We start from the raw sequence: 18,243 nt of genomic DNA, 5'->3' as shown, positions 1-18,243 counted from the left end.
GCTTGCCCCCGATGGCGGCAGAACAGCCAACACAAAAGCCAGGCCTCAGCCCTGCCACTTCCCGCCTTCAACAATCACACTCTCAGGCTTGGTGTCATCGCTCAGCTCTTTACGCACATATTGGTCATAGAGCTTGAGCAAGAACTTCTCTTCGCCCAACTTCGCCAACTCCGCATTCACCCAGTCGCGCAGTTCGATATTGCCCTTCTTCACCGCCGGGGCAATCGGTGCTTCGTCACCGAGCTTCTGCTCCAGCACGCGGTAGCCGGGGTTCTGCTTGGCCCAGCTGAACAGCACCAGGTTGTCCTGGGCGTAGGCATCGCCACGGCCGGCCGACAGCGCTTGCAGCGACTCGGAGTTTTTCTCGAACTTGAGCAGTTTCCAGTCCGGGTGGTGCTTGGTCAGCCAGATGTCGGCGGTGGTGCCGGTGGTGACGATGGTGGTGCGGGTGGCCAGGTCATCCAGGTTCTTGACCGGGCTGTTGTTCGGTACCAGGGCCTGTACCGCCACTTTCAGGTTGGGGTTGGTGAAGTCCACCGCTTCCTTGCGCTCAGGGGTCACGGTCATATTGGCGAGGATCAGGTCGACCTTATCGCTTTGCAGGAACGGGATACGGCTGGCGGGCTCCACGGCGACGAACTCGACTTTGTTTTCATCGCCCAACAGGTCCTTGGCGAATTGGCGGCCGATGTCGGTATCGAAGCCGACGTAGCGGCCGGCTTCGTTAACGAAGCCGAACGGCGGTTTGTCGGTGAAGACGCCGACGATCAGCTTGTCGCGGGCCTTGATCTTGTCGATCGCACTCACCGCGCTGGCGGCAGGTTTGGCAGGTTCTTCGGCCTTCTTGTCGCAGCCGGCCAGTAACGCGACGGCAAACAGTGGCAGCAGTAACTTTTTCATAGCAGCTCCGGTTCCTTGATCTTTCTGGGCAGTGTTGAAACAAAGGAGAACTTCTCCAGGAACTGCTGCGCGCGTGCGGTTTGCGGGTTCGTAAAGAATGCCTCGGGGGTGTTGTGTTCGAGGATGCGACCGGCCTCCATAAACACCACGCGGTCGGCGACGGCGCGGGCGAAGGCCATTTCGTGGGTGACGATCAGTAGGGTCATGCCATCGCGGGCCAGGCCCTGGATGACTTCCAGCACTTCCTTGACCATTTCCGGGTCGAGCGCAGCGGTGACTTCGTCGAACAGCATGACCTGGGGGTTCATGCACAGCGAACGGACGATGGCGATGCGTTGCTGCTGGCCGCCGGAAAGCTGGCGTGGATAGGCGTCGCGCTTGTCGGCCAGACCCACGCGCGCCAGCAGTTTTTCCGCTTGCTCGCGCGCTTCACGCGGGTCGCGCTTTTGCACCTTCAAGGGGCCGAGCAGAATGTTGTCGAGCACGCTCATGTGCGGGAACAGGTGGTAGCTCTGGAACACCATGCCGATGTCCTGGCGCACCTGGCGCCAGTCGGAATGTTTTGCCAACAGCTCGTTACCGGCGAACCGCAAGTGCCCGCTGTGAGCCACTTCCAAGCCATTGAGGCAGCGCAGCAAGGTGCTTTTGCCGCAACCGCTGGGGCCGAGGATCACCACCACTTCGCCGCTGTGCACGCTCAGGTCGATGCCCTTGAGCACCTGCTGTTCGCCGAAGAATTTGTTGAAACCCTGAAACTCGATCAATGCGCTCATGCTTGGGCCCAGCGCCGTTCCAGCACCTTGGAGGCGGCCGACAACGGGTAGCAGATAAAGAAGAAAAACAGGAACAGCGCGCCGTAGATCAACACCGACTCATAGGTGCGCTCGATGATTTGCTGGCCGACCTTGATCACATCCACCACGCCGATCAGCACCGCCAGGGAGCTGGTCTTGATGATCCGCGTGTAGACATTGATGGTCGGCGGCGTCATGCGTTTCAGGGCCTGGGGCAGCAGCACGTAGCCGTACAGCTGCGGGTCGGACAGCCCGATCGACAAGCCGGCTTCGCGCTGGCCACGGGGCAGCGAATGCAAGGCGCCGCGCACCACTTCGCCAACTTCACTGGCGCCCCACAACGACAACACCAGCACCGCACACCAGAAACTGGGGATGCTCAGGCCGAAGAAGATCGGCAGGCCGAAAAACAACAGGTACAGCCAGACCAGCACCGGAATGGCGCGAAACAGCTCCAGGTAAACCCGCAGCAGCGCATTGATCACGCGGTTGTCCAAGGTGCGCAATACGCCATACAACACGCCGCCGACCGTGCTGAAGGCAATGCTCAAGAACGAAATCGACAGGGTTTGCGCAGCGCCTTTGCCCAGTTGCGGCAACGACACCCATAACAATTCAAGACCCGAACTGGCCATGCTGGAGCCTCCTTTCCAAGCGGCTGAGCAACAGCGACAACGGCAAGAACAGCAGCACGCAGATCAGCGTCAATACGGCGAGCATTTCGTAGGTCTTGTAGTAGAGCGCGATGTAGCTCTTGGTGGTGTAGAGAATCTCCGGCACCGCCACAGCGGAAACCACCGTGGTCTCCTTGAGCAGAAAGATGAAATTGGCGAACAGCGCCGGCAGGCTGAGGATGCCGGCCTGGGGCAGAATCACATGGCGCAGCAGCTGCCAGTCGGACAGGCCGATGGACTTGCCTGACTCGATCTGCGCCGTTGGCACCGCTTCCACACCGGCGCGCAGCACTTCGGTGAGGTAGGCGCCGCCGAGGAAGGTCATGGTGATGATCGCCGCCCAGAATCCGGAAATATTCAAGCCCAGGGCCGGCAGCGCGAAATACACGAAGAACAGTTGAATCAGCAGCGGCGTGTTACGCGCCAGCTCTACATACAGCGCCACCAGCCGCGACAGATAGGGCGTGCGAAACACCAGCAGCGCTGCGTTGATCAGCGCCACCAGCAAGGAGGTGGCAATGGCGATCAGACCCACTTGCAGCGTCACCCCGACCGCTTTCAGAAATGCCGGCAGGGTGCTGAGGATAAATGCGAAATCGAAGGTCATGTGCAGTCCAAATCGCCGCATGGGTAATGCCGCGAGCGCAGTCCGTTCCGGCGTGGATAACGTCGGGTAGCGCGAACTTTAAAGGTATAAAAAGCAAAGTTTAAATACCGAAATAGCATATTGATATCACCCAAATAGCTAACCTATTGGGGGAGTGCCTAACCGAGCGCAAGACGTGAACGCGTCGATAAAAAAGCCCCGCCGACAGGCGAGGCTCTCAACACTATTTAGCCCCTCTTCAGCGTGTCGGGCTGGCCGCCACCGGCCATTGCTTTGGTAGCGCTGTTTTGCTGCTCTTCGGTCTCAAAATTGACGTAGTTGTCGGGGAATTTGAAATGGGAATCCACGAGTTTCCAGTACTCTTCGTTTTGCGGCTTTGCTTTGTCCCATATTCGATCAGCCAGAGAGCGGGCGTCGCTGCGCACCAGATCCGGCTGCCCCTTCGCTTGCTGTATCACTTTGTCGACGTGCCCGCGTAATGCATTGGGGCCGGTGGTTTCAATAGTGCTTTTATTCGGGCGACTGAAGTAACGGTCACCGCCGTACTCATTGCCCTTCATGGAACGGTAGTTGTTGCCGATGTCATCAATCAGGCTGGACAGCATCGCACTCTGGGCATGGCTGGAAAATAAGGCGTTGGCGAAATAAGGGGTGGCGCTGCCCTTTGCGTCATTTTTGCCTTCAGCCATGCCGACCAGCATTAAATCGGGATGGGCATGCAGTGCGCCATCGAGGGGTCGTACGCTCTCCAGATCAATATCCGTATAAGTGCCCGCATAACGATTGACGATTTCATAACGGGCCACGTCCGAGGCTGCAGCATAGCCACCGTTGCGTCCGATAATTTCGTGTTGATACACGTCTTTGTTCTGTAATCGAATGTCCGAGGGATTGCTCAGGTCACGAATCTGAATGTTCTTTTGATCGGCAAACCGCTCTTTTAAACTCGTCAGCGTACTGATATCACGGGGAGGGTTACTCGCGTAACGGTCCCAGGATTTTGTCGTCTGGTCCAGAATCACGGCTTCTGCTTGATAAAACTTATCGTCGGTGCGCTGCGCGTAACGCTCAAATCCGTCAAGTACCTGCCGAGCGTTAGCAGCGGTCACGTTTCCACCTTCGGGCAGCAGTAGCGCTTTCAACTGTTTGTTACTTGAGGCAGACAGCTCTTTGTTCAACTCGCTGATGACTTGTGACTGTTCTGCAGGTTTACGCTGCCTGGGAGATTCCGTAGTCACTTTGAGCTGACTGAATAAACCGCGAATGGGACGCTCTGATTGATAGCCTGGATAAATAGCTTCCGCCTTTGCCTGCGCGGACTTATTCGTGGCGTAAGCATCAAATTGAGTGGAATCCACCCAAAGCGTGACTTCATGGTTAGGGTTCTTGGCTGCCCACTGACGCAAGTATTCATCCTGCTTGACGCTTGGTTCCGAGCCCACCCACACCATATGGATATTGTTCGGGACGGGCTTGAATTCGCTTAGAGGGTAGGTGGATTCAAAGCTCTTAGGGCTCTGGGGCTGGGCCGCTACCGGACTCATGCTTGGGGAGGTGGTGAGCAGTTGATGCGAAGAGACATGCTGAGTCATAACTATTGGCTCCAAAAAGCTGACAACACTTGCCGGCGCCTCCATGCGTTAATTCCTTCATCGACTCCAAGCCTGCGGGTAAAAAAACAAAAAAACAAAGATACAAATGTAAGATTATTTAAGAAACATAAGCCGGCAATTCAAGAAAACATCCAATGGAACTAATCCACAAACAAAACCAATAAACTCCCTTAATGTAACGGGTATAAAGTTGCGTTCCACAACTTAACGCCTCACTTCGGCGCCCTGTATCTGTCACAAAAAAAAACGCCGGCGCTTTATTAGCCACCGGCGTTGAAACCTTGAAGGGGGTTTTGACTTACATCAGAACGCTGGCACGACCGCGCCGTTGTACTTCTTCTCGATGAAGGCTTTGACTTCGGGGCTGGTCAGGGCCTTGGCCAGTTTCTGGATCGCGTCACTGTCCTTGTTGTCCGGGCGAGCGACCAGGAAGTTCACGTAGGGCGACTTGGCGTCTTCGATGATCAGCGCGTCTTTGGCTGGGTTCAGGCCGGCTTCCAGCGCGTAGTTGGTGTTGATCAGATCCAGGTCAACCTGGTCCAGCACGCGTGGCAGCAGGGCTGATTCCAGCTCCTTGAATTTCAGGTTTTTCGGGTTGCTGGCGATATCTTTCGGCGTGGCCAGGGCATTGGTCGGGTCTCTGAGGGTGATTACACCCGCTTTCTGCAGCAGCAACAGGGCGCGGCCGCTGTTGGAGCCTTCGTTCGGGATAGCCACGGTGGCGCCATCCTTGAGCTCGGAAATATTTTTGATCTTTTTCGAGTAACCGCCGAACGGTTCAACGTGCACACCGACTACGGTCACCAGGTTGGTGCCCTTGCCCTTGTTGAAGTTTTCCAGGTACGGCAGGGTCTGGAAGTAGTTGGCGTCCAGACGCTTCTCGGCCACTTGCACGTTCGGTTGTACGTAGTCGGTAAAGACTTTGATCTGCAGGTCTACGCCTTCCTTGGCCAGGGCTGGCTTGACCAGCTCAAGGATTTCGGCGTGCGGGATCGGGGTGGCGGCCACCACCAGTTTCTCGTTGGCCTGGGCGAAGCTGGCAGTCAGGGCAGCCGCCAGTGCGGTAAACAACAGAACCTTTTTCATGCAATGTCCTTCTAACGACCGTTTTTATGTGGAGTGCCAGCGAAGTGCTATCGCGGCGTGGAGTGGACAATACCTAAGTTTTTTATTCCCGAACAATATCTTTTATTCACGTTGATATTCCATTTTGCTCATACAGGAAGGTACGCAGCGTCTCCCGTTCGGTGGGACTGGCGCTCGCGAAAATCCGCTGCACCTGCTCCAACGGCGACCCGGCGGCGGGAAGGTTCAGATGCTCAGGCAGAATCTCATCGCCGCTGCTCACCAACAGGGCAAAGTGGATAACGTTTTCCAACTCGCGGGTATTGCCCGGCCAGCTATGACGTTCCAGCACGCGCTGGGCGGCGTCGCTGATCAGCGGCACCGGCAGTTCCAGGCGTTGGCTGTAGATGCCCAGGAAGTATTCGGCCAGGGACAGGATGTCGCCGACCCGCTCGCGCAATGCCGGCAGGTCCAATTGACCTTCGCTCAGATAATGGAACAGGCGCTCATGGAACTTGCCCGCTGCCACCGCCTGGGCCAGGTCGATGCTGGTGGCGGCCACCAGGCGCACGTCCACCGGGCTGGGTTGGTGGGCGCCGACGCGGGTGACTTCGTGGTTTTCCAGAGCGGCGAGCAATTTGACCTGGATCGGTAAAGGCAAGTCGCCGATTTCGTCCAGGTACAGCGTGCCGCCATTGGCCGAACCGAACCACCCGGCCCGGCTGCTCGCCGCGCCGCTGTGACTGCCGGCGGCATAGCCGAACAGCTCCGCGTCGGCATAAGTCGGGCTGATCGCGCCGCAATTGACCGACACAAACAAGCCCGAGCGATCACTGCCACGGTGAATATGCCGCGCCAGCAGCTCTTTGCCGCTACCGGTCTCGCCGCGAATCAACACGGGCAATGCACGCGGTGCGAGACTTTCCAGCTCTTCGCGCAGCTGCCGCGAACGTGGGTCGACGAACACCAGCGCCTTGGCGCGGATGCTCAGCGGGCTTTTTTCGGCATCGGGGAAGGTCAGCAATGGCTGGCCGTAGGTTTCATGCAGACTCATGGCAGGCTCCCGCCCCCATCCACTCAGGGACAGGGCGTTGAAATAGGTTATGCACGGCGCCGAGCGTGATGCTCGAGGCGATTTTGCAGGCGATAGAGGTACGCGAAACCCTGCTCCCAACGTTGGTGGCCGGACTTCACATTGATATGCCCGGCCCCCGACAGGATGCCGGCTTCGGCGCCCCAGTGACGCGCCAGCTCCAACGCCCGTGGCGCGCTGACGGCACTGTCGTTGTCGGAACTGACCACTTGGCTGGGAAACGGCAACAGGTCGGTAGGAATCGGCGCAAAGTTGCGCAGGGCGGGGGCGCAGGCCGGACGTTCGACGTCCGCCGGGGCCACCAGCAAGGCACCGCGCACCTGGCGCAGGAAATTCACCGGCGCGGTGGCCGCCCAATGCGCCACGGTGATGCAACCCAGGCTATGGGCGATCAGGATCACCGGCGTGCTGTCGGCGGCGATGGCCTCGGCCAACGCCGCCACCCAGTCTTCGCGGCGCGGGGTCAGCCAGTCATCCTGCTCCACGCGCGCACTGTTGGGCAGGCTGTTCTGCCAGTGACTTTGCCAATGATCTTCTGGCGATCCTTGCCAGCCCGGCACGATCAGGTAACGAATCGATTCGCTGTGCATGGGTGTGCCCTCCTGCAGCGTTTAACGTTGCAGACCAGTATAGGGACGCGGTTTATATTCTTTAAGGAATAAGAAGCTATTTATTAATAACCAAATTCCATAACCAATGATGATCAAATGTGGGAGGGGGCTTGCTCCCGATGGCCATAGGTATCTACACAACTTGGCGTAGCCCTGAACCTGTGGCGAGGGAGCTTGCTCCCGTGGCGACCTGGCGGCCTATAGCTTTCTGACTGATGCCGCGCGATCCAAATGTGGGAGGGGCGGTGCGACGATTCGACTTGCCCCCGATGGCGGTCTGACAGCCGACCAGGATGTTGGATCAAGGCGAGTACATATCCGTTGCTGCGGTAACGGCGGCTTAGGGTTCCGCCCTTACGGCGTCTCACTTTTGAAAAGCGCAAAAGTAAGCAAAACGCTCTTGCCCCACCACTCGGCACCTCGCCCAGGCTCGGTGTGCCCGTAATCCGACAGTGATTTGGGGGGCCGCCGCCACGCGCCATCCATGGCGCGGGGCGGCTAAACCGGCATCCCTGCCGGTTTACCCCCCAAATCACTATCGAATTCCGGCCAGCGTGGTTTAACGGGGCGCCTAGATCAAAAGCAAGATCAAGAGCGGCTCGCTTCGCATCGTGGTTACAGTAGGCTGCTACAAAATTGTGTAGATACCTATGCCCCGATAGCAGTGTGTCAGCCAGCACATCTGGCACTGACACACCGCCATCGGGGGCAAGCCCTAATGCCAGTCAGTTAAGGCGGCACCGAACCTGTGGCGAGGGAGCTTGCTCCCGCTGGACTGCGCAGCAGTCCCATTGTTTGGGGCCGCTTCGCGCCCCAGCGGGAGCAAGCTCCCTCGCCACAAGTTAGTTCTCGCTCCTGCTACTTCTTAACTGACTGGCATTAGGGCAAGCCCCCTCCCACATCCAAAAAAAAGGCCGCACCCTGCCAAGGAAACGGCCCAAAAATCGTCGAGGCTTTGTTGCGACTCAACGTGCGGTAATCACCGACAGTTTGGTTATCCCCGCGCGCTCGATAGACGCCATGGCTCGCGCCACTTCGCCGTAGTTCACACCATCGTCAGCCTGCAGTTGCACCCGTACATCGGGGTCCTTGGCCTTGGCCGCCTGCAGCTTGAACTCCAGCAGGTCCGGCTGGATTTCGTCCTTGTTGATAAACAGTTTGCCGGCACCGTCGATGCTCACCACCAGCGGGTCTTTCTGCTCGACCGGGGCCACGGCCTCGGTCTTGGGCAAATTGATCGGAATCGCATTGGTGAGCAGCGGCGCGGTGACGATAAACACCACCAGCAGCACCAGCATCACGTCCACCAGCGGCGTGACGTTGATCTCGCTCAGCACCTCATCGCTGTCCTGGGTGGAGAAGGCCATGTCAGGAGGCCTCCTTCACTTTTTGCGGGGTGCCGGCGCTGGCTTTGGTCAGCGCGGGGTGCAACAGCACGCGGAAGGCGTTTTTCTGCGCAAGGCTGTAGAAGTCGTGGGCAAAGTCGTCCAGGTCGGCAGCCGTCAGCTTCAGGCGACGCAGGAAATAGTTGTAGACCAGCACCGCCGGCACCGCGACGGCAATCCCCACGCCCGTGGCGACCAGCGCCGCACCGATGGGCCCCGCCACGGTTTCCAGGCTGGCCGAGCCGGCGGCGCTGATCCCCTTGAGCGCTTCCATGATGCCCCACACCGTGCCGAACAGGCCGATAAACGGCGAGGTGCTGCCGATGCTGGCGACCACGGCCAGACCGGTTTCCAGGGAGCGGCGTTCACGCACGATCTGCTGGCGCAAGGCACGTTCGAGGCGATCTTGATGATTGATGGCCTGGCTCAGGTCAGCCGCGTGCTGGGTATCGCCGACCTGGATCGCGGCGTAACCGGCATGGGCTACTCGGGCCGCCGCGCCCGGTTGGGTTTCGGTCAATTCGGCGGCGGCGTCCAGGCTTGAGGCAGCCCAGAATTTTTTATGAAACCGGCGATCCTGGGCCTTGAGGCGCCCGAATTGCACGCCCTTCAATAACGCCAAGCCCCAGGTGGCGACCGAAAAGACCACCAACAGCCAGATCACCGCGCTTTCAATGGATTCAAGTGGAGATGCCAAAGCCATGATGTGTTCCCTCTGTGCAGCTGAATAATTAATGGATCTTGAAATCGATCGGCACGCTGACCCAGCCGTCCTGGGCCACGTCACCCTGCTTGGCCGGCACGAAACTCCAACGCTTCACGGCGGCCAATGCGGCGTCATCGAGTTGCTGGCGACCGCTGCTTTTTTGCAGCTGGATCTCACCCGGTTTGCCGCTGGCCAGTACGTGCACCCGCAACAACACGCTGCCCTCCCATCCGCGACGCTGGGCCAGCGACGGGTATTCCGGCGCCGGGTTCTTCAAGTACGCGGCGTTGGCCGAAGCGGGCGTTACCGGGGCCGGCGCGGGCGGTGCAACAGGTGCCGGCGGCGCGGGTACAGGCGGCGCTGGCGGCTGTTCGATAGCCTTGGGTACCGGCTTGGGCTCAGGTTTGGGCACGGGCTTGGGTTTGGGTTTAGGAATCGGTTTGGGCGGCGCCGGCTTGGCGGCCAACTCATCCACCACCGGCGGTGGCGGCTCGACCACCGCAGGTGGTGGCGGCACGGGCGGTGGCGGCTCGACCACGGGTGGCGCCGGCCGGGAAAATTCGATGGTCATCGGCGGAATTTCCGGTGGCACCAATGGCAGCACCGGAGTGGGCTTCTGGCTCACCCAATAGATCACGGCGCCGTGCAAGGCCAACACCAACAAGCCCAACAGAATGCCTTCGCGTCGGCTGGAAAACCGCTTGGGGGTCTGTTGCAGGCGTAACTGCCCCAACGGCGCACGGTGCGGCCGGCCAAGGTCGACCAACTCACCACCCGGTGCCAGGCGCCATTGCGCCTCTTGTGCACTGGCGGCGGTCTGGACATTGCCCATTGATTCACTCCCTACGGCTTTAAGACCAAAAAACCGACAGGCCTGCTTGAAAGGCCGTCGAGGGCTGAATCATCGGGGTTGAGCGCTTATCTCTTAAAGTAATCTTTAAAGTTATGGATATATCTAAAGCGAATATAAAAATAGACCCGCTGCGTCAAGCCCGCGTCTTCCGTGGCTTTGCGCGAAGCGCTTGTTTTTGCATGCATTTACGGCATACAAAATATTCAGCGAAGGCATGGTTCAAACGGGATTTGCATCGCACCAGGCAAGCAACTCACCACGGGCATGCTCAGGCTGTCGACCCAGCACAACGACTGGCATACTCCCTGCCTCTTTTTGCACTCCGGCAGGTCCTGCATGACGTTTAACCATTCGATCGCCAGCAAGCTCGCAAGCTGGGGCCTCCTGGTGGTCCTGGGACTGAACCTGCGGCCCATCCTCAGTTCCATCAGCCCGCTGCTCGGTGAAATTCGCCAAGCCACCGGCCTGAGCTTTCAGAGCAGTGCCTTGCTCACCAGCTTGCCGGTGGTGTGCATGGGGTTGGTGGCGCTGGTGGGCGTGAGGGTAGAAGCACGGCTGGGTGAACGGCGCGGTATTGCGCTGGGACTAGTGATGATTTTGCTGGCGTGCCTGGCGCGCTGGCTGATGGGCCAGGCCTCGGCGCTGTTGGTCACGGCATTGCTCGGCGGCGCGGGTGTGGCGCTGATCCAGGCGTTGGTGCCGGCGATGATCAAGCGCGAATTTCAGCACCGCGTGCCGGTGGCGATGGGTGTGTATTCGGCGTCGCTGATGGCCGGTGGAGGGCTGGCGGCGCTGCTCAGCCCGCTGGTAGCCACGTATTTCCAGCAATGGCAGGCGGGCCTGGGCGTGTGGCTGTTGCCAGCGTTGGGGGCGTTGTTGCTATGGGCAGGGTTGCCGCTGGGCGCCGCCCGAAATACACAGGTCGCCCCGGCCTTCAAAGGCCTGCGCAACCGCCGCGCCTGGCTGCTGGCGCTGTATTTCGGCCTGGTCAATTGCGGCTACATGAGCATGGTGGCCTGGCTGCCCGCCTACTATCAGCAACTGGGTTGGGGCGTGCTGCCCAGCGGCTCGTTGCTGGCGTTCATGACCATTTTTCAAGTCATCGCCGCGCTGTTGATGCCAGTACTGGCGCAACGCGGGATCGACCGTCGCCCGCTGCTCGGCATCAGCCTGTTGGCGCAAACCCTCGGCTACCTCGGCCTGATCATCGCGCCCACCGCATTCCCCCACCTGTGGGTGGCCTTGTGCGGGTTTGGGCTGGGTGCGTGCTTCGCCCTGAGCCTGCTGCTGGCCCTCGACCATCACCGCGACCCACGCCAGGCCGGGCAACTGGCGGCCTTCGTACAAGGCGTGGGCTTTTTGATCAACGCTATTTCGCCGTGGTTGACCGGCTGGCTGCGCGAACTCACCGGCCACTTCGTCAGTGCCTGGGTCGTGCTCACGGTAACGGCGGTGGCGATGCTGCTGGTGACGCGGGTGTTCAGCCCGGCCACCTACCGCACCGGGCTAGAAGTCGTAGCGCCCGGTCACGCCTAGGGTACGCGGCGTGCCCAGCAGACCTTCGTAACCGCCGTTGCCGCCGGTCCACAGGGTGGTGTAGTAGGTTTTGTCGAAGGCGTTTTTCAGCCACAAAGACACATCCCACTGGCCTTGCTCGTAGTTGCCGCGCAGGCCAGTGGAGAGGTTGACCAGCGCATAGGCGGGGATCTGCCCGTAGTCGGAGTCTTCCACCGTGCCCACCGCCTTGGAGCGAAATGCGTAGCTGGCGGTGACGTAGGGTTCAAAGCCGTTATCCAGGTTCCACTTGTACTCGCCGTTGGCATTGGCAATCCATTTCGACGCGCCCACCACCTGGTGCCCGGTCAAGTCGCAGGACGCCGGCGCACCGGGGCGCAGGCTGACTTCCGGCGGGCATGGCGCGTCCTTGTAAGACAGGTAACTCACGTCGTTGAACGACCCGTTGATGTTCAGCGTCAGGCCCTTGATCGGCACCAGGGTGCTTTCCACTTCAACCCCCCGCGAGCGCACGGAGCCGGCGTTGGTGAGGTATTGCACACGGTTGTCCTGGTCGTAGGCGTTGGTCTGGTAGCCGTTGACCTGGGTCCAGAACAGGTTGGCATTGAGCTGCAGGCGTCGATCCCACAACGTGCTCTTGAAACCCAACTCGGCATTGTTGGCGCGCTCGGTGCCGATCAGCAGCGAGTCGGCCCCGGCCGTCGGCGCCGAGCCCACCGCCAGGTTGACGCCACCGGACTTCTCGCCGTGGGACAGCGTCGCGTAGCCCAGCAGGTTGTCGTTGAAGTGATAACTGAGGTTAAGCAGCCCCGACGGCGTGGCGCTGTATTGCGTCAGGTCACCCGAGTCATACGCCCCGGCACGCCCGCGCCGCGCCGTGGCAGCCGCGCCGCTGACCGCTGCGCCGCCGAGCGGGGCATTGCGCGTCACCCAGGCACTTTTTTCTTCGTAGGTGCCGCGCAGGCCGGCGGTGAAATCCAGGCGTTCAGTCAGGTGCCAGGTGCCTTGGGCGAACAGCGCAAAGCTGTCGGTGCGGATGTGCCCGTTGCCGACGCTGCTCACATTATTCAACGCGCCGGTCGGCGTGCCGTTCCAGATGTCCGCCTTGGGACCGTAGTAGGCGAAGGCTTGGTTATCCAGGTCTGAGCCGAAGTAATAGGCGCCGAGCACGTAGTCGAAGAACCCGCCCTGGGGTGAAGCCAGGCGAAATTCCTGGGACCACTGTTTGTCTTCCACCGATACGCCGGCGTTATACGAGGCCGGCACGTTAAGCCCGTCATCGTTGCGCGGGGTGAAATTCCACCAGCGATAGGCACTGACCGACGTCAGGGTGAAATCGCTCGGCAAGGTCCAGTTGGCCTCCAGCGACGTTCCGCCCTGGAACACCGTGACGTGCTGGTCATTGTCCAGATTGACCTTGCGGTGGGTGCCGTCGACCAGCGTCGCGCCCGCTGCGTTGGCCCTGGACTGGTAGAGGTTGGTACCGTTGATGGTCGGCCCGGTGCTGTAAAGCACGCGCGTACCGGCGCTGGAATCCTCCTCGTTGTAGTCACCGATCCAGCGCAGGTTGAACGCCTCATTGGGCTTGTACAGCAATTGCCCGCGAAAGCCCTGGCGCGAGCCGCCATTGAGGTCGTGCCCGTCATGTTCGTTCTTGATGTCGCCGTCGCTGCGCGTGCGATAGGCCGAAAAACGCCCGGCCAAGTCATCGGTCAGCGGCCCGGAAATAGTGCCCTTGGTCTGGAAATAGCCGTCCTCGCCCAACGAGGTTTCAATGCTGCGCTCCGGGGTGAAACTCGGCGCGCGGGTGCTGATATTGATCACCCCCGCCGTGGTGTTCTTGCCGAACAACGTGCCTTGCGGGCCGCGCAGCACCTCGAGCTGCTCGATGTCCATCAGGTCGAACACCGCCATACCGGGGCGCCCGAGATACACGTTATCGATATACAACCCCACGCTGCCTTCCAGGCCGTCACTGGCCGGGTTGTTGCCCAGGCCGCGAATCGACACGCTGGACTGGCGCGCATGCATGTAGGCGACGTTGACGCTGGGCACCAGTTGCTGCAAATCCTGAATCCGGTACACCCGCTGGCTCTCCAGCGCCTGGCCGCCGACCACGCTCATGGGCGTCGGTACCGCCTGGGCGCTTTCGGTGCGCCGCCGGGCCGTGACCGTGACGGTCTCCAGCTGACCACTGGCGCTTTCGCCCGCAGGCGCAGGCTCAGCCGCGTGGCTGGGCGTCCAACCGGCACTGCCCGCGAGCAACAGGGCCAGGGGCAGGCGCTTGAGCGGCCAGGGAGAGCAAGGTAAAGCGGGCGTGAACAGACTCATGAGCGGCTCCGGAACCCAGGAATATTCAATCTCTGATATTCCTTTAGGTTATTTATTTATGTTTTTGCGAACATTTACTGCATAAGAGATAGCCTTTATAAGGAGTCGACCTAATGCATAGCCAATGCATTTCCCGGATATTTTTGATGTGAAAAATGCATATCGACCTGCGCCAGCTTCGCCACTTCATCGCCCTCGCCGAACAACGCAGTTTTGTCGCGGCGGCGTTGACGGTGAACCTGTCGCAATCGGCCTTCAGCCGCAGCATCCAGGCCCTGGAACACAGCGCCGGCTGCCAGTTGGTGGACCGCGGGCGCAAAGACCTGGCGCCGACCAAACAAGGCCAGGTGCTGCTCGAACACGCCCGGCGCCTGGTCAGCGGCGCGCAGCAACTGGCTAACGAAATCAGCCAATTCAACGGCCTCGAGGCGGGCGAACTGCGCTTCGGTTGCGGCCCGGCGCCGGCGGGCGGCTTGATCCCCCGCGCCATCGGCAGTTTTATCGGGCGCTATCCCAAGGCCCGCGTGCAGTTCCAGGTGGACGACTGGGAAAGCTTGAGCAAACGCCTGCTCAGCGAAGAGTTCGAATTCTTCGTCGCCGACACCCGTCATTTCGAGGCCAACCCCGACTATCACACCCATCGCCTGCGCGCGCGCCGCTGGTATTTCTGCTGCCGCGTCGGCCACCCCCTCGCCGCCCGCGACAGCGTCAGCGCCGCCGAACTGATGAGCTATCCGCTGGCCGTGACCATCCGCCCACCGAACCTGCGCAAAGTCATCGTCGACCTGAGCGGCCGACCGGATTACCTGCCCAATGTCGAATGCGAAAACGGCTACAGCCTGCTGGGCGTGGTGCTGCGCTCGGACGCCATCGGCATCGTCAGCGCCAACAGCGACGTGCTGCAGATGGCTCGCGGCGAATTGGTGTGCCTGACGATCGACGGCCTGGATGAAAACCTGGAGGAGCGTTACACCCGCTACGGCATCGTCAGCCGCGCGGGGTATCGGTTGTCGCCGCTGGCGGAGGCGATGATTGAACAGATCAAGCAAATAGATGAGTTGGATGAAGATATTTGTACGCTGGAAAATGTCGCTGTGTGAACCGACGCCATCGGGGGCAAGCCCCCTCCCACATTTTGAATGTATTCACAGATCAAGTGTGGGAGGGGCGGTGCGACGATTCGACTTGCCCCCGATGGCGCCGGTAGCAACACCCATGCATTGCCTGCATCAAAACCAGACCCCAAATGCACTTGCCAGCGCCCTACCCAAACAGCGAAAAAACCTCACCTGTCCTCCATTCGGTGAGCCTTCATGTCCCAGCCCCAACCCGTGCGCAATGTGCTGTACATCATGTGCGATCAACTGCGCCGCGATTACCTGTCGTGCTATGGCCACGCGCATTTGCACACCCCCAATATCGACCGCCTCGCCGCTGCCGGCGTGCGTTTCAGCCGTGCCTATACCCAAGGCACCATTTGTGGGCCGTCGCGGATGTCGGCGTACACCGGGCGTTATGTCAGCAGCCACCAGGTGGCGTGGAATGCCGTGCCGCTGCCGCTGGACGAGTTGACCATTGGCGACTATCTGCGCCCCCACGGCATTCGTACTGCGCTGGTGGGCAAGACCCACGCCACGCCGAATCTGGATGCGCTGCAACGCGTGAACATTGACCCTGAAAGCGCCCAGGCCGAGCCGCTGAATGAAGTGGGCTTCGACACCTACTTTCGTCACGACGGCATCTACCCCGACAGCCCGTTGTTCGAGGATAAACGCGAGTCCGCGCCCTACACGCATTACCTGCGCGAACAGGGCTACAGCGGCAGCAACCCGTGGCATGAATGGGCCAATGCCGCACAAGGTGAAAACGGCGAAGTGCTCAGCGGCTGGCATATGCGCAACGCCGGTTTGCCGGCACGGGTCGCCGAGCAGCATTCGGAAACCGTCTACACCACCGACCGCGCCATCGACTTCATCCAGGAGCAGGCCGAGCAACCCTGGTGCCTGCACCTGTCCTACATCAAGCCGCACTGGCCCTATATCGCACCGGCGCCGTACCACGCGTTGTACGCTGCCGAGCATGTGCAGGCGCCGATTCAACCGGAGCAGACCAGCGATCACCCGGTGTACCAGGCGTTCCGCCAGCACCAGGAGAGCGTGAATTTCTCTCGCGACGAGGTGCGGCTCACGGTGGTTCCGACCTACATGGGGTTGATCAAACAGATCGACGACCAGCTCGGGCGGCTGTTCGATTTCCTGCAAAGCAATGGGCGCTGGGATGACACGCTGATCGTGTTCACCAGCGACCACGGCGACTTCCTCGGCGATCACTTCCTCGGTGAAAAGGAATTTCTACTGGAGCCTGCGGTGGGCATTCCCTTGATTGTGCGCGACCCGCGCGCGAGTGCCGATAGCAGCCGCGGCTCGGTGGACGCGCGCCTGGTAGAGACCATCGATGCGCTGCCGACCTTCCTCGACGCCCTGGGCCTGCCCGCCGCCGATCACCGCCTGGAAGGCCGCTCGCTGATCCCGCTGCTGCATGGTCAGCCGACTCCTTGGCGCCAGTATGCGATTGCCGAATACGACTACGCCTTCCAGGCTCCGGCCCGCGAGCGCCTGGGCCAGCCGATCGACCGTTGCCGCATGACCATGGTGCGCAGCGAGCGCTGGAAATACCTGGCGTACGACGGCTTTCGCGCGCAGCTGTTCGACCTGGAAAACGACCCGCAGGAAGTGCACGACCTGGGCGCCGATCCGGCCTATGCGGATGTGCGCGAGACACACGTGGGTTATCTGTTCGAGTGGCTGCGTGGGTTGAAGCGGCGCACGACCATCAGCCACACGGAGATTGAAGTGCGTGGCCAATGGTTTCGCTACGGGGAGCCGGAGGCGGAGAAGGTCGTGCAGATTGGCGTCTGGTAGAACGACACAGGTCTAAATGTGGGAGGGGGCTTGCTCCCGATAGCGGTGGGTCAGTCACAGGTGCAGTGGCTGACACTACGCAATCGGGAGCAAGCCCCCTCCCACATTTGAATCTCTGTGAATTTAAAGGCCTTTGGTGGTCTGGCTGCGTTGGCCCTGCACACCCACCGGCACATCGCCCTTGAGTGTCACCCGGCGCACGATACGTTCCTGGGTGCCGTAGTCATCCACCGCGTAATGCTGGGTGGCGCGGTTGTCCCAGATGGCCACGTCGCCGCTGTTCCAGCGCCAGCGCACGGTGTTCTCCAGGCGGGTGACGTGGCTTTGCAGCAGGTTGAACAGTTGCGTCGAGTCGGCCTGGGAGTAGCCTTTCAGGCGTTTGACGAAATGCCCCAGCAGCAGGGTTTTCTCACCGCTGACCGGATGCACGCGCACCACCGGGTGCTCGGTTTCATACACCGTCGAGGTGAACACCTTGCGGTATTCCTCAAGCTTCTCCACCGCCACATCCGGCTTGCGCGCGGCGTAGTCGTATTCGTTGCTGTGAATGGCCCACAGGTTATCGGCCAGGGCCCGCAGTTCGACGCTGAGGTCGTTGTAGGCGGCCGCCGTGTTGGCCCAGACGGTGTCACCGCCGGAGGCTGGCGCCAGCACTGAACGCAGGATCGAGGCTTTCGGGTAGGCGTCGACGAAGGTCACGTCGGTGTGCCAGGAATTGGCGCGCTGGCCGCGGGTGCCGTCCAGCTCCATCAAAAAGCGCGTGCCGTCGCGTACCGGCACAGTCGGGTGCGCAATCGGCTCGCCGAGCAGATGGGCGAAGGCTTCCTGGCTCTGGTCATCGAGGTGCGTTTGCTCGCGAAAGAAGATCACCTTGTACTGCACCAGCGCTTGCTGGATGGCTTCGACCGTGGCGGCATCGAGGTGACCGGACAGTGTGATGCCACGAATCTCGGCGCCGATGCGGCCGGCGACCGGATGAATCTCCAGTGCCTGGGCGATGGGTTGAACAGCTAATGCGGCGTTGCTCATTGTAGTGACCCTCATGTGCCTGCGGATGGTGGAACGCTCGCCGACAACGCTCTATTCATATGCCTTTTAGATCTAGCAATTGAACCAATGCTTCGTTGACGGAATAAGAGCTTGCATTTAAAACCTCAGCTGGGTCGCTCGCAAAT

Annotated in this window: 16 protein-coding genes and 1 pseudogene; 3 read left to right on the top strand and 14 right to left on the bottom strand. The window is 60.6% G+C overall.

Annotated elements, in window-relative coordinates:
• Positions 1 to 45 precede the first annotated feature (45 nt).
• The 12 genes and pseudogenes from C4J84_RS01225 to C4J84_RS01175 all read right to left on the bottom strand — a co-directional run bounded on the left by C4J84_RS01225 (position 46) and on the right by C4J84_RS01175 (position 10,280).
• On the bottom strand, positions 46 to 900 hold the full coding sequence (locus C4J84_RS01225) for a transporter substrate-binding domain-containing protein (protein ID WP_124369189.1): 855 nt from the start codon (positions 898 to 900) through the stop codon (positions 46 to 48).
• Positions 897 to 1,673, bottom strand: a complete 777-nt coding sequence (locus C4J84_RS01220; protein ID WP_124369188.1) for an amino acid ABC transporter ATP-binding protein — start codon at positions 1,671 to 1,673, stop codon at positions 897 to 899. The genes C4J84_RS01225 and C4J84_RS01220 overlap by 4 nt, the downstream gene beginning before the upstream one ends.
• Positions 1,670 to 2,329: an amino acid ABC transporter permease gene (locus C4J84_RS01215; protein WP_124365403.1), complete on the bottom strand. Its 660-nt coding sequence runs from the start codon at positions 2,327 to 2,329 to the stop codon at positions 1,670 to 1,672. The genes C4J84_RS01220 and C4J84_RS01215 overlap by 4 nt, the downstream gene beginning before the upstream one ends.
• Positions 2,310 to 2,975, bottom strand: coding sequence for an amino acid ABC transporter permease (locus C4J84_RS01210; RefSeq protein ID WP_124365402.1), 666 nt, complete (start codon positions 2,973 to 2,975; stop codon positions 2,310 to 2,312). Before C4J84_RS01210 ends, C4J84_RS01215 begins: the two co-directional genes overlap by 20 nt.
• 227 nt (positions 2,976 to 3,202) lie before the next feature.
• Entirely contained in the window at positions 3,203 to 4,567 is a 1,365-nt protein-coding gene (locus C4J84_RS01205) for a TcdA/TcdB catalytic glycosyltransferase domain-containing protein (protein ID WP_164487809.1), read from the bottom strand.
• Positions 4,568 to 4,891: 324 nt separating this feature from the next.
• On the bottom strand, positions 4,892 to 5,674 hold the full coding sequence (locus C4J84_RS01200) for a MetQ/NlpA family ABC transporter substrate-binding protein (RefSeq protein ID WP_124369186.1): 783 nt from the start codon (positions 5,672 to 5,674) through the stop codon (positions 4,892 to 4,894).
• A 106-nt stretch (positions 5,675 to 5,780) separates the two neighbouring features.
• Positions 5,781 to 6,707 (bottom strand): sigma 54-interacting transcriptional regulator, encoded by a 927-nt coding sequence (locus tag C4J84_RS01195; protein ID WP_124369185.1) that lies wholly within the window; start codon positions 6,705 to 6,707, stop codon positions 5,781 to 5,783.
• 47 nt (positions 6,708 to 6,754) lie between these two features.
• A complete protein-coding gene (locus C4J84_RS01190; RefSeq protein ID WP_124360762.1) occupies positions 6,755 to 7,336 on the bottom strand; it encodes an alpha/beta hydrolase in 582 nt (193 codons plus the stop codon).
• Positions 7,337 to 8,102: 766 nt separating this feature from the next.
• Positions 8,103 to 8,198, bottom strand: a pseudogene (locus C4J84_RS26635) (N-acetyltransferase); the annotation flags it as partial.
• A 124-nt stretch (positions 8,199 to 8,322) separates the two neighbouring features.
• Positions 8,323 to 8,724, bottom strand: coding sequence for a biopolymer transporter ExbD (locus tag C4J84_RS01185; RefSeq protein WP_124360761.1), 402 nt, complete (start codon positions 8,722 to 8,724; stop codon positions 8,323 to 8,325).
• A gap of 1 nt (position 8,725) precedes the next feature.
• Positions 8,726 to 9,448 carry a MotA/TolQ/ExbB proton channel family protein gene (locus tag C4J84_RS01180; protein ID WP_124372371.1) on the bottom strand — a complete coding sequence of 241 codons (723 nt, stop codon included), beginning with the start codon at positions 9,446 to 9,448 and terminating at the stop codon, positions 8,726 to 8,728.
• A gap of 25 nt (positions 9,449 to 9,473) precedes the next feature.
• The gene (locus C4J84_RS01175; RefSeq protein ID WP_124369184.1) at positions 9,474 to 10,280 is read right to left on the bottom strand and encodes an energy transducer TonB; all 807 of its coding nucleotides are present in this window, start codon (positions 10,278 to 10,280) and stop codon (positions 9,474 to 9,476) included.
• Positions 10,281 to 10,637: 357 nt separating this feature from the next.
• On the opposite strand from C4J84_RS01175, the gene C4J84_RS01170 reads away from it, so the two are divergent.
• Complete coding sequence (locus tag C4J84_RS01170; RefSeq protein WP_124369183.1) at positions 10,638 to 11,837, top strand: CynX/NimT family MFS transporter; 1,200 nt, start codon at positions 10,638 to 10,640, stop codon at positions 11,835 to 11,837.
• Here the strand turns inward: C4J84_RS01170 and C4J84_RS01165 are convergent.
• A complete protein-coding gene (locus tag C4J84_RS01165) occupies positions 11,808 to 14,147 on the bottom strand; it encodes a TonB-dependent receptor (RefSeq protein ID WP_124369182.1) in 2,340 nt (779 codons plus the stop codon). The genes C4J84_RS01170 and C4J84_RS01165 overlap by 30 nt on opposite strands.
• 155 nt (positions 14,148 to 14,302) lie before the next feature.
• Between C4J84_RS01165 and C4J84_RS01160 the strand changes: the two genes are divergently transcribed.
• Together C4J84_RS01160 and C4J84_RS01155 are read left to right on the top strand one after the other, a co-directional pair.
• On the top strand, positions 14,303 to 15,247 hold the full coding sequence (locus tag C4J84_RS01160) for a LysR family transcriptional regulator (protein ID WP_124360757.1): 945 nt from the start codon (positions 14,303 to 14,305) through the stop codon (positions 15,245 to 15,247).
• A gap of 213 nt (positions 15,248 to 15,460) precedes the next feature.
• On the top strand, positions 15,461 to 17,068 hold the full coding sequence (locus tag C4J84_RS01155) for an alkaline phosphatase family protein (RefSeq protein ID WP_124369181.1): 1,608 nt from the start codon (positions 15,461 to 15,463) through the stop codon (positions 17,066 to 17,068).
• 123 nt (positions 17,069 to 17,191) lie between these two features.
• Here the strand turns inward: C4J84_RS01155 and C4J84_RS01150 are convergent, their stop codons facing one another.
• On the bottom strand, positions 17,192 to 18,097 hold the full coding sequence (locus C4J84_RS01150; RefSeq protein WP_124365392.1) for a TauD/TfdA family dioxygenase: 906 nt from the start codon (positions 18,095 to 18,097) through the stop codon (positions 17,192 to 17,194).
• Positions 18,098 to 18,243 lie beyond the last annotated feature (146 nt).

Source organism: Pseudomonas sp. R11-23-07, assembly GCF_003852295.1.
Classification (GTDB): Bacteria; Pseudomonadota; Gammaproteobacteria; order Pseudomonadales; family Pseudomonadaceae; genus Aquipseudomonas.
The sequence above is the reverse complement of the archived record's forward strand: the minus strand, read 5'-3'. Positions and strand labels throughout refer to the sequence as shown.

Coding starts and splice junctions, on each gene's coding strand:
- C4J84_RS01210 (WP_124365402.1), bottom strand. CDS start 2,975: ATGACCTTCGATTTCGCATTTATCCTCAGCACCCTGCCGGCATTTCTG.
- C4J84_RS01220 (WP_124369188.1), bottom strand. CDS start 1,673: ATGAGCGCATTGATCGAGTTTCAGGGTTTCAACAAATTCTTCGGCGAA.
- C4J84_RS01150 (WP_124365392.1), bottom strand. CDS start 18,097: ATGAGCAACGCCGCATTAGCTGTTCAACCCATCGCCCAGGCACTGGAG.
- C4J84_RS01185 (WP_124360761.1), bottom strand. CDS start 8,724: ATGGCCTTCTCCACCCAGGACAGCGATGAGGTGCTGAGCGAGATCAAC.
- C4J84_RS01165 (WP_124369182.1), bottom strand. CDS start 14,147: ATGAGTCTGTTCACGCCCGCTTTACCTTGCTCTCCCTGGCCGCTCAAG.
- C4J84_RS01205 (WP_164487809.1), bottom strand. CDS start 4,567: ATGACTCAGCATGTCTCTTCGCATCAACTGCTCACCACCTCCCCAAGC.
- C4J84_RS01215 (WP_124365403.1), bottom strand. CDS start 2,329: ATGGCCAGTTCGGGTCTTGAATTGTTATGGGTGTCGTTGCCGCAACTG.
- C4J84_RS01175 (WP_124369184.1), bottom strand. CDS start 10,280: ATGGGCAATGTCCAGACCGCCGCCAGTGCACAAGAGGCGCAATGGCGC.
- C4J84_RS01155 (WP_124369181.1), top strand. CDS start 15,461: ATGTCCCAGCCCCAACCCGTGCGCAATGTGCTGTACATCATGTGCGAT.
- C4J84_RS01190 (WP_124360762.1), bottom strand. CDS start 7,336: ATGCACAGCGAATCGATTCGTTACCTGATCGTGCCGGGCTGGCAAGGA.
- C4J84_RS01225 (WP_124369189.1), bottom strand. CDS start 900: ATGAAAAAGTTACTGCTGCCACTGTTTGCCGTCGCGTTACTGGCCGGC.
- C4J84_RS01195 (WP_124369185.1), bottom strand. CDS start 6,707: ATGAGTCTGCATGAAACCTACGGCCAGCCATTGCTGACCTTCCCCGAT.
- C4J84_RS01200 (WP_124369186.1), bottom strand. CDS start 5,674: ATGAAAAAGGTTCTGTTGTTTACCGCACTGGCGGCTGCCCTGACTGCC.
- C4J84_RS01160 (WP_124360757.1), top strand. CDS start 14,303: ATGCATATCGACCTGCGCCAGCTTCGCCACTTCATCGCCCTCGCCGAA.
- C4J84_RS01170 (WP_124369183.1), top strand. CDS start 10,638: ATGACGTTTAACCATTCGATCGCCAGCAAGCTCGCAAGCTGGGGCCTC.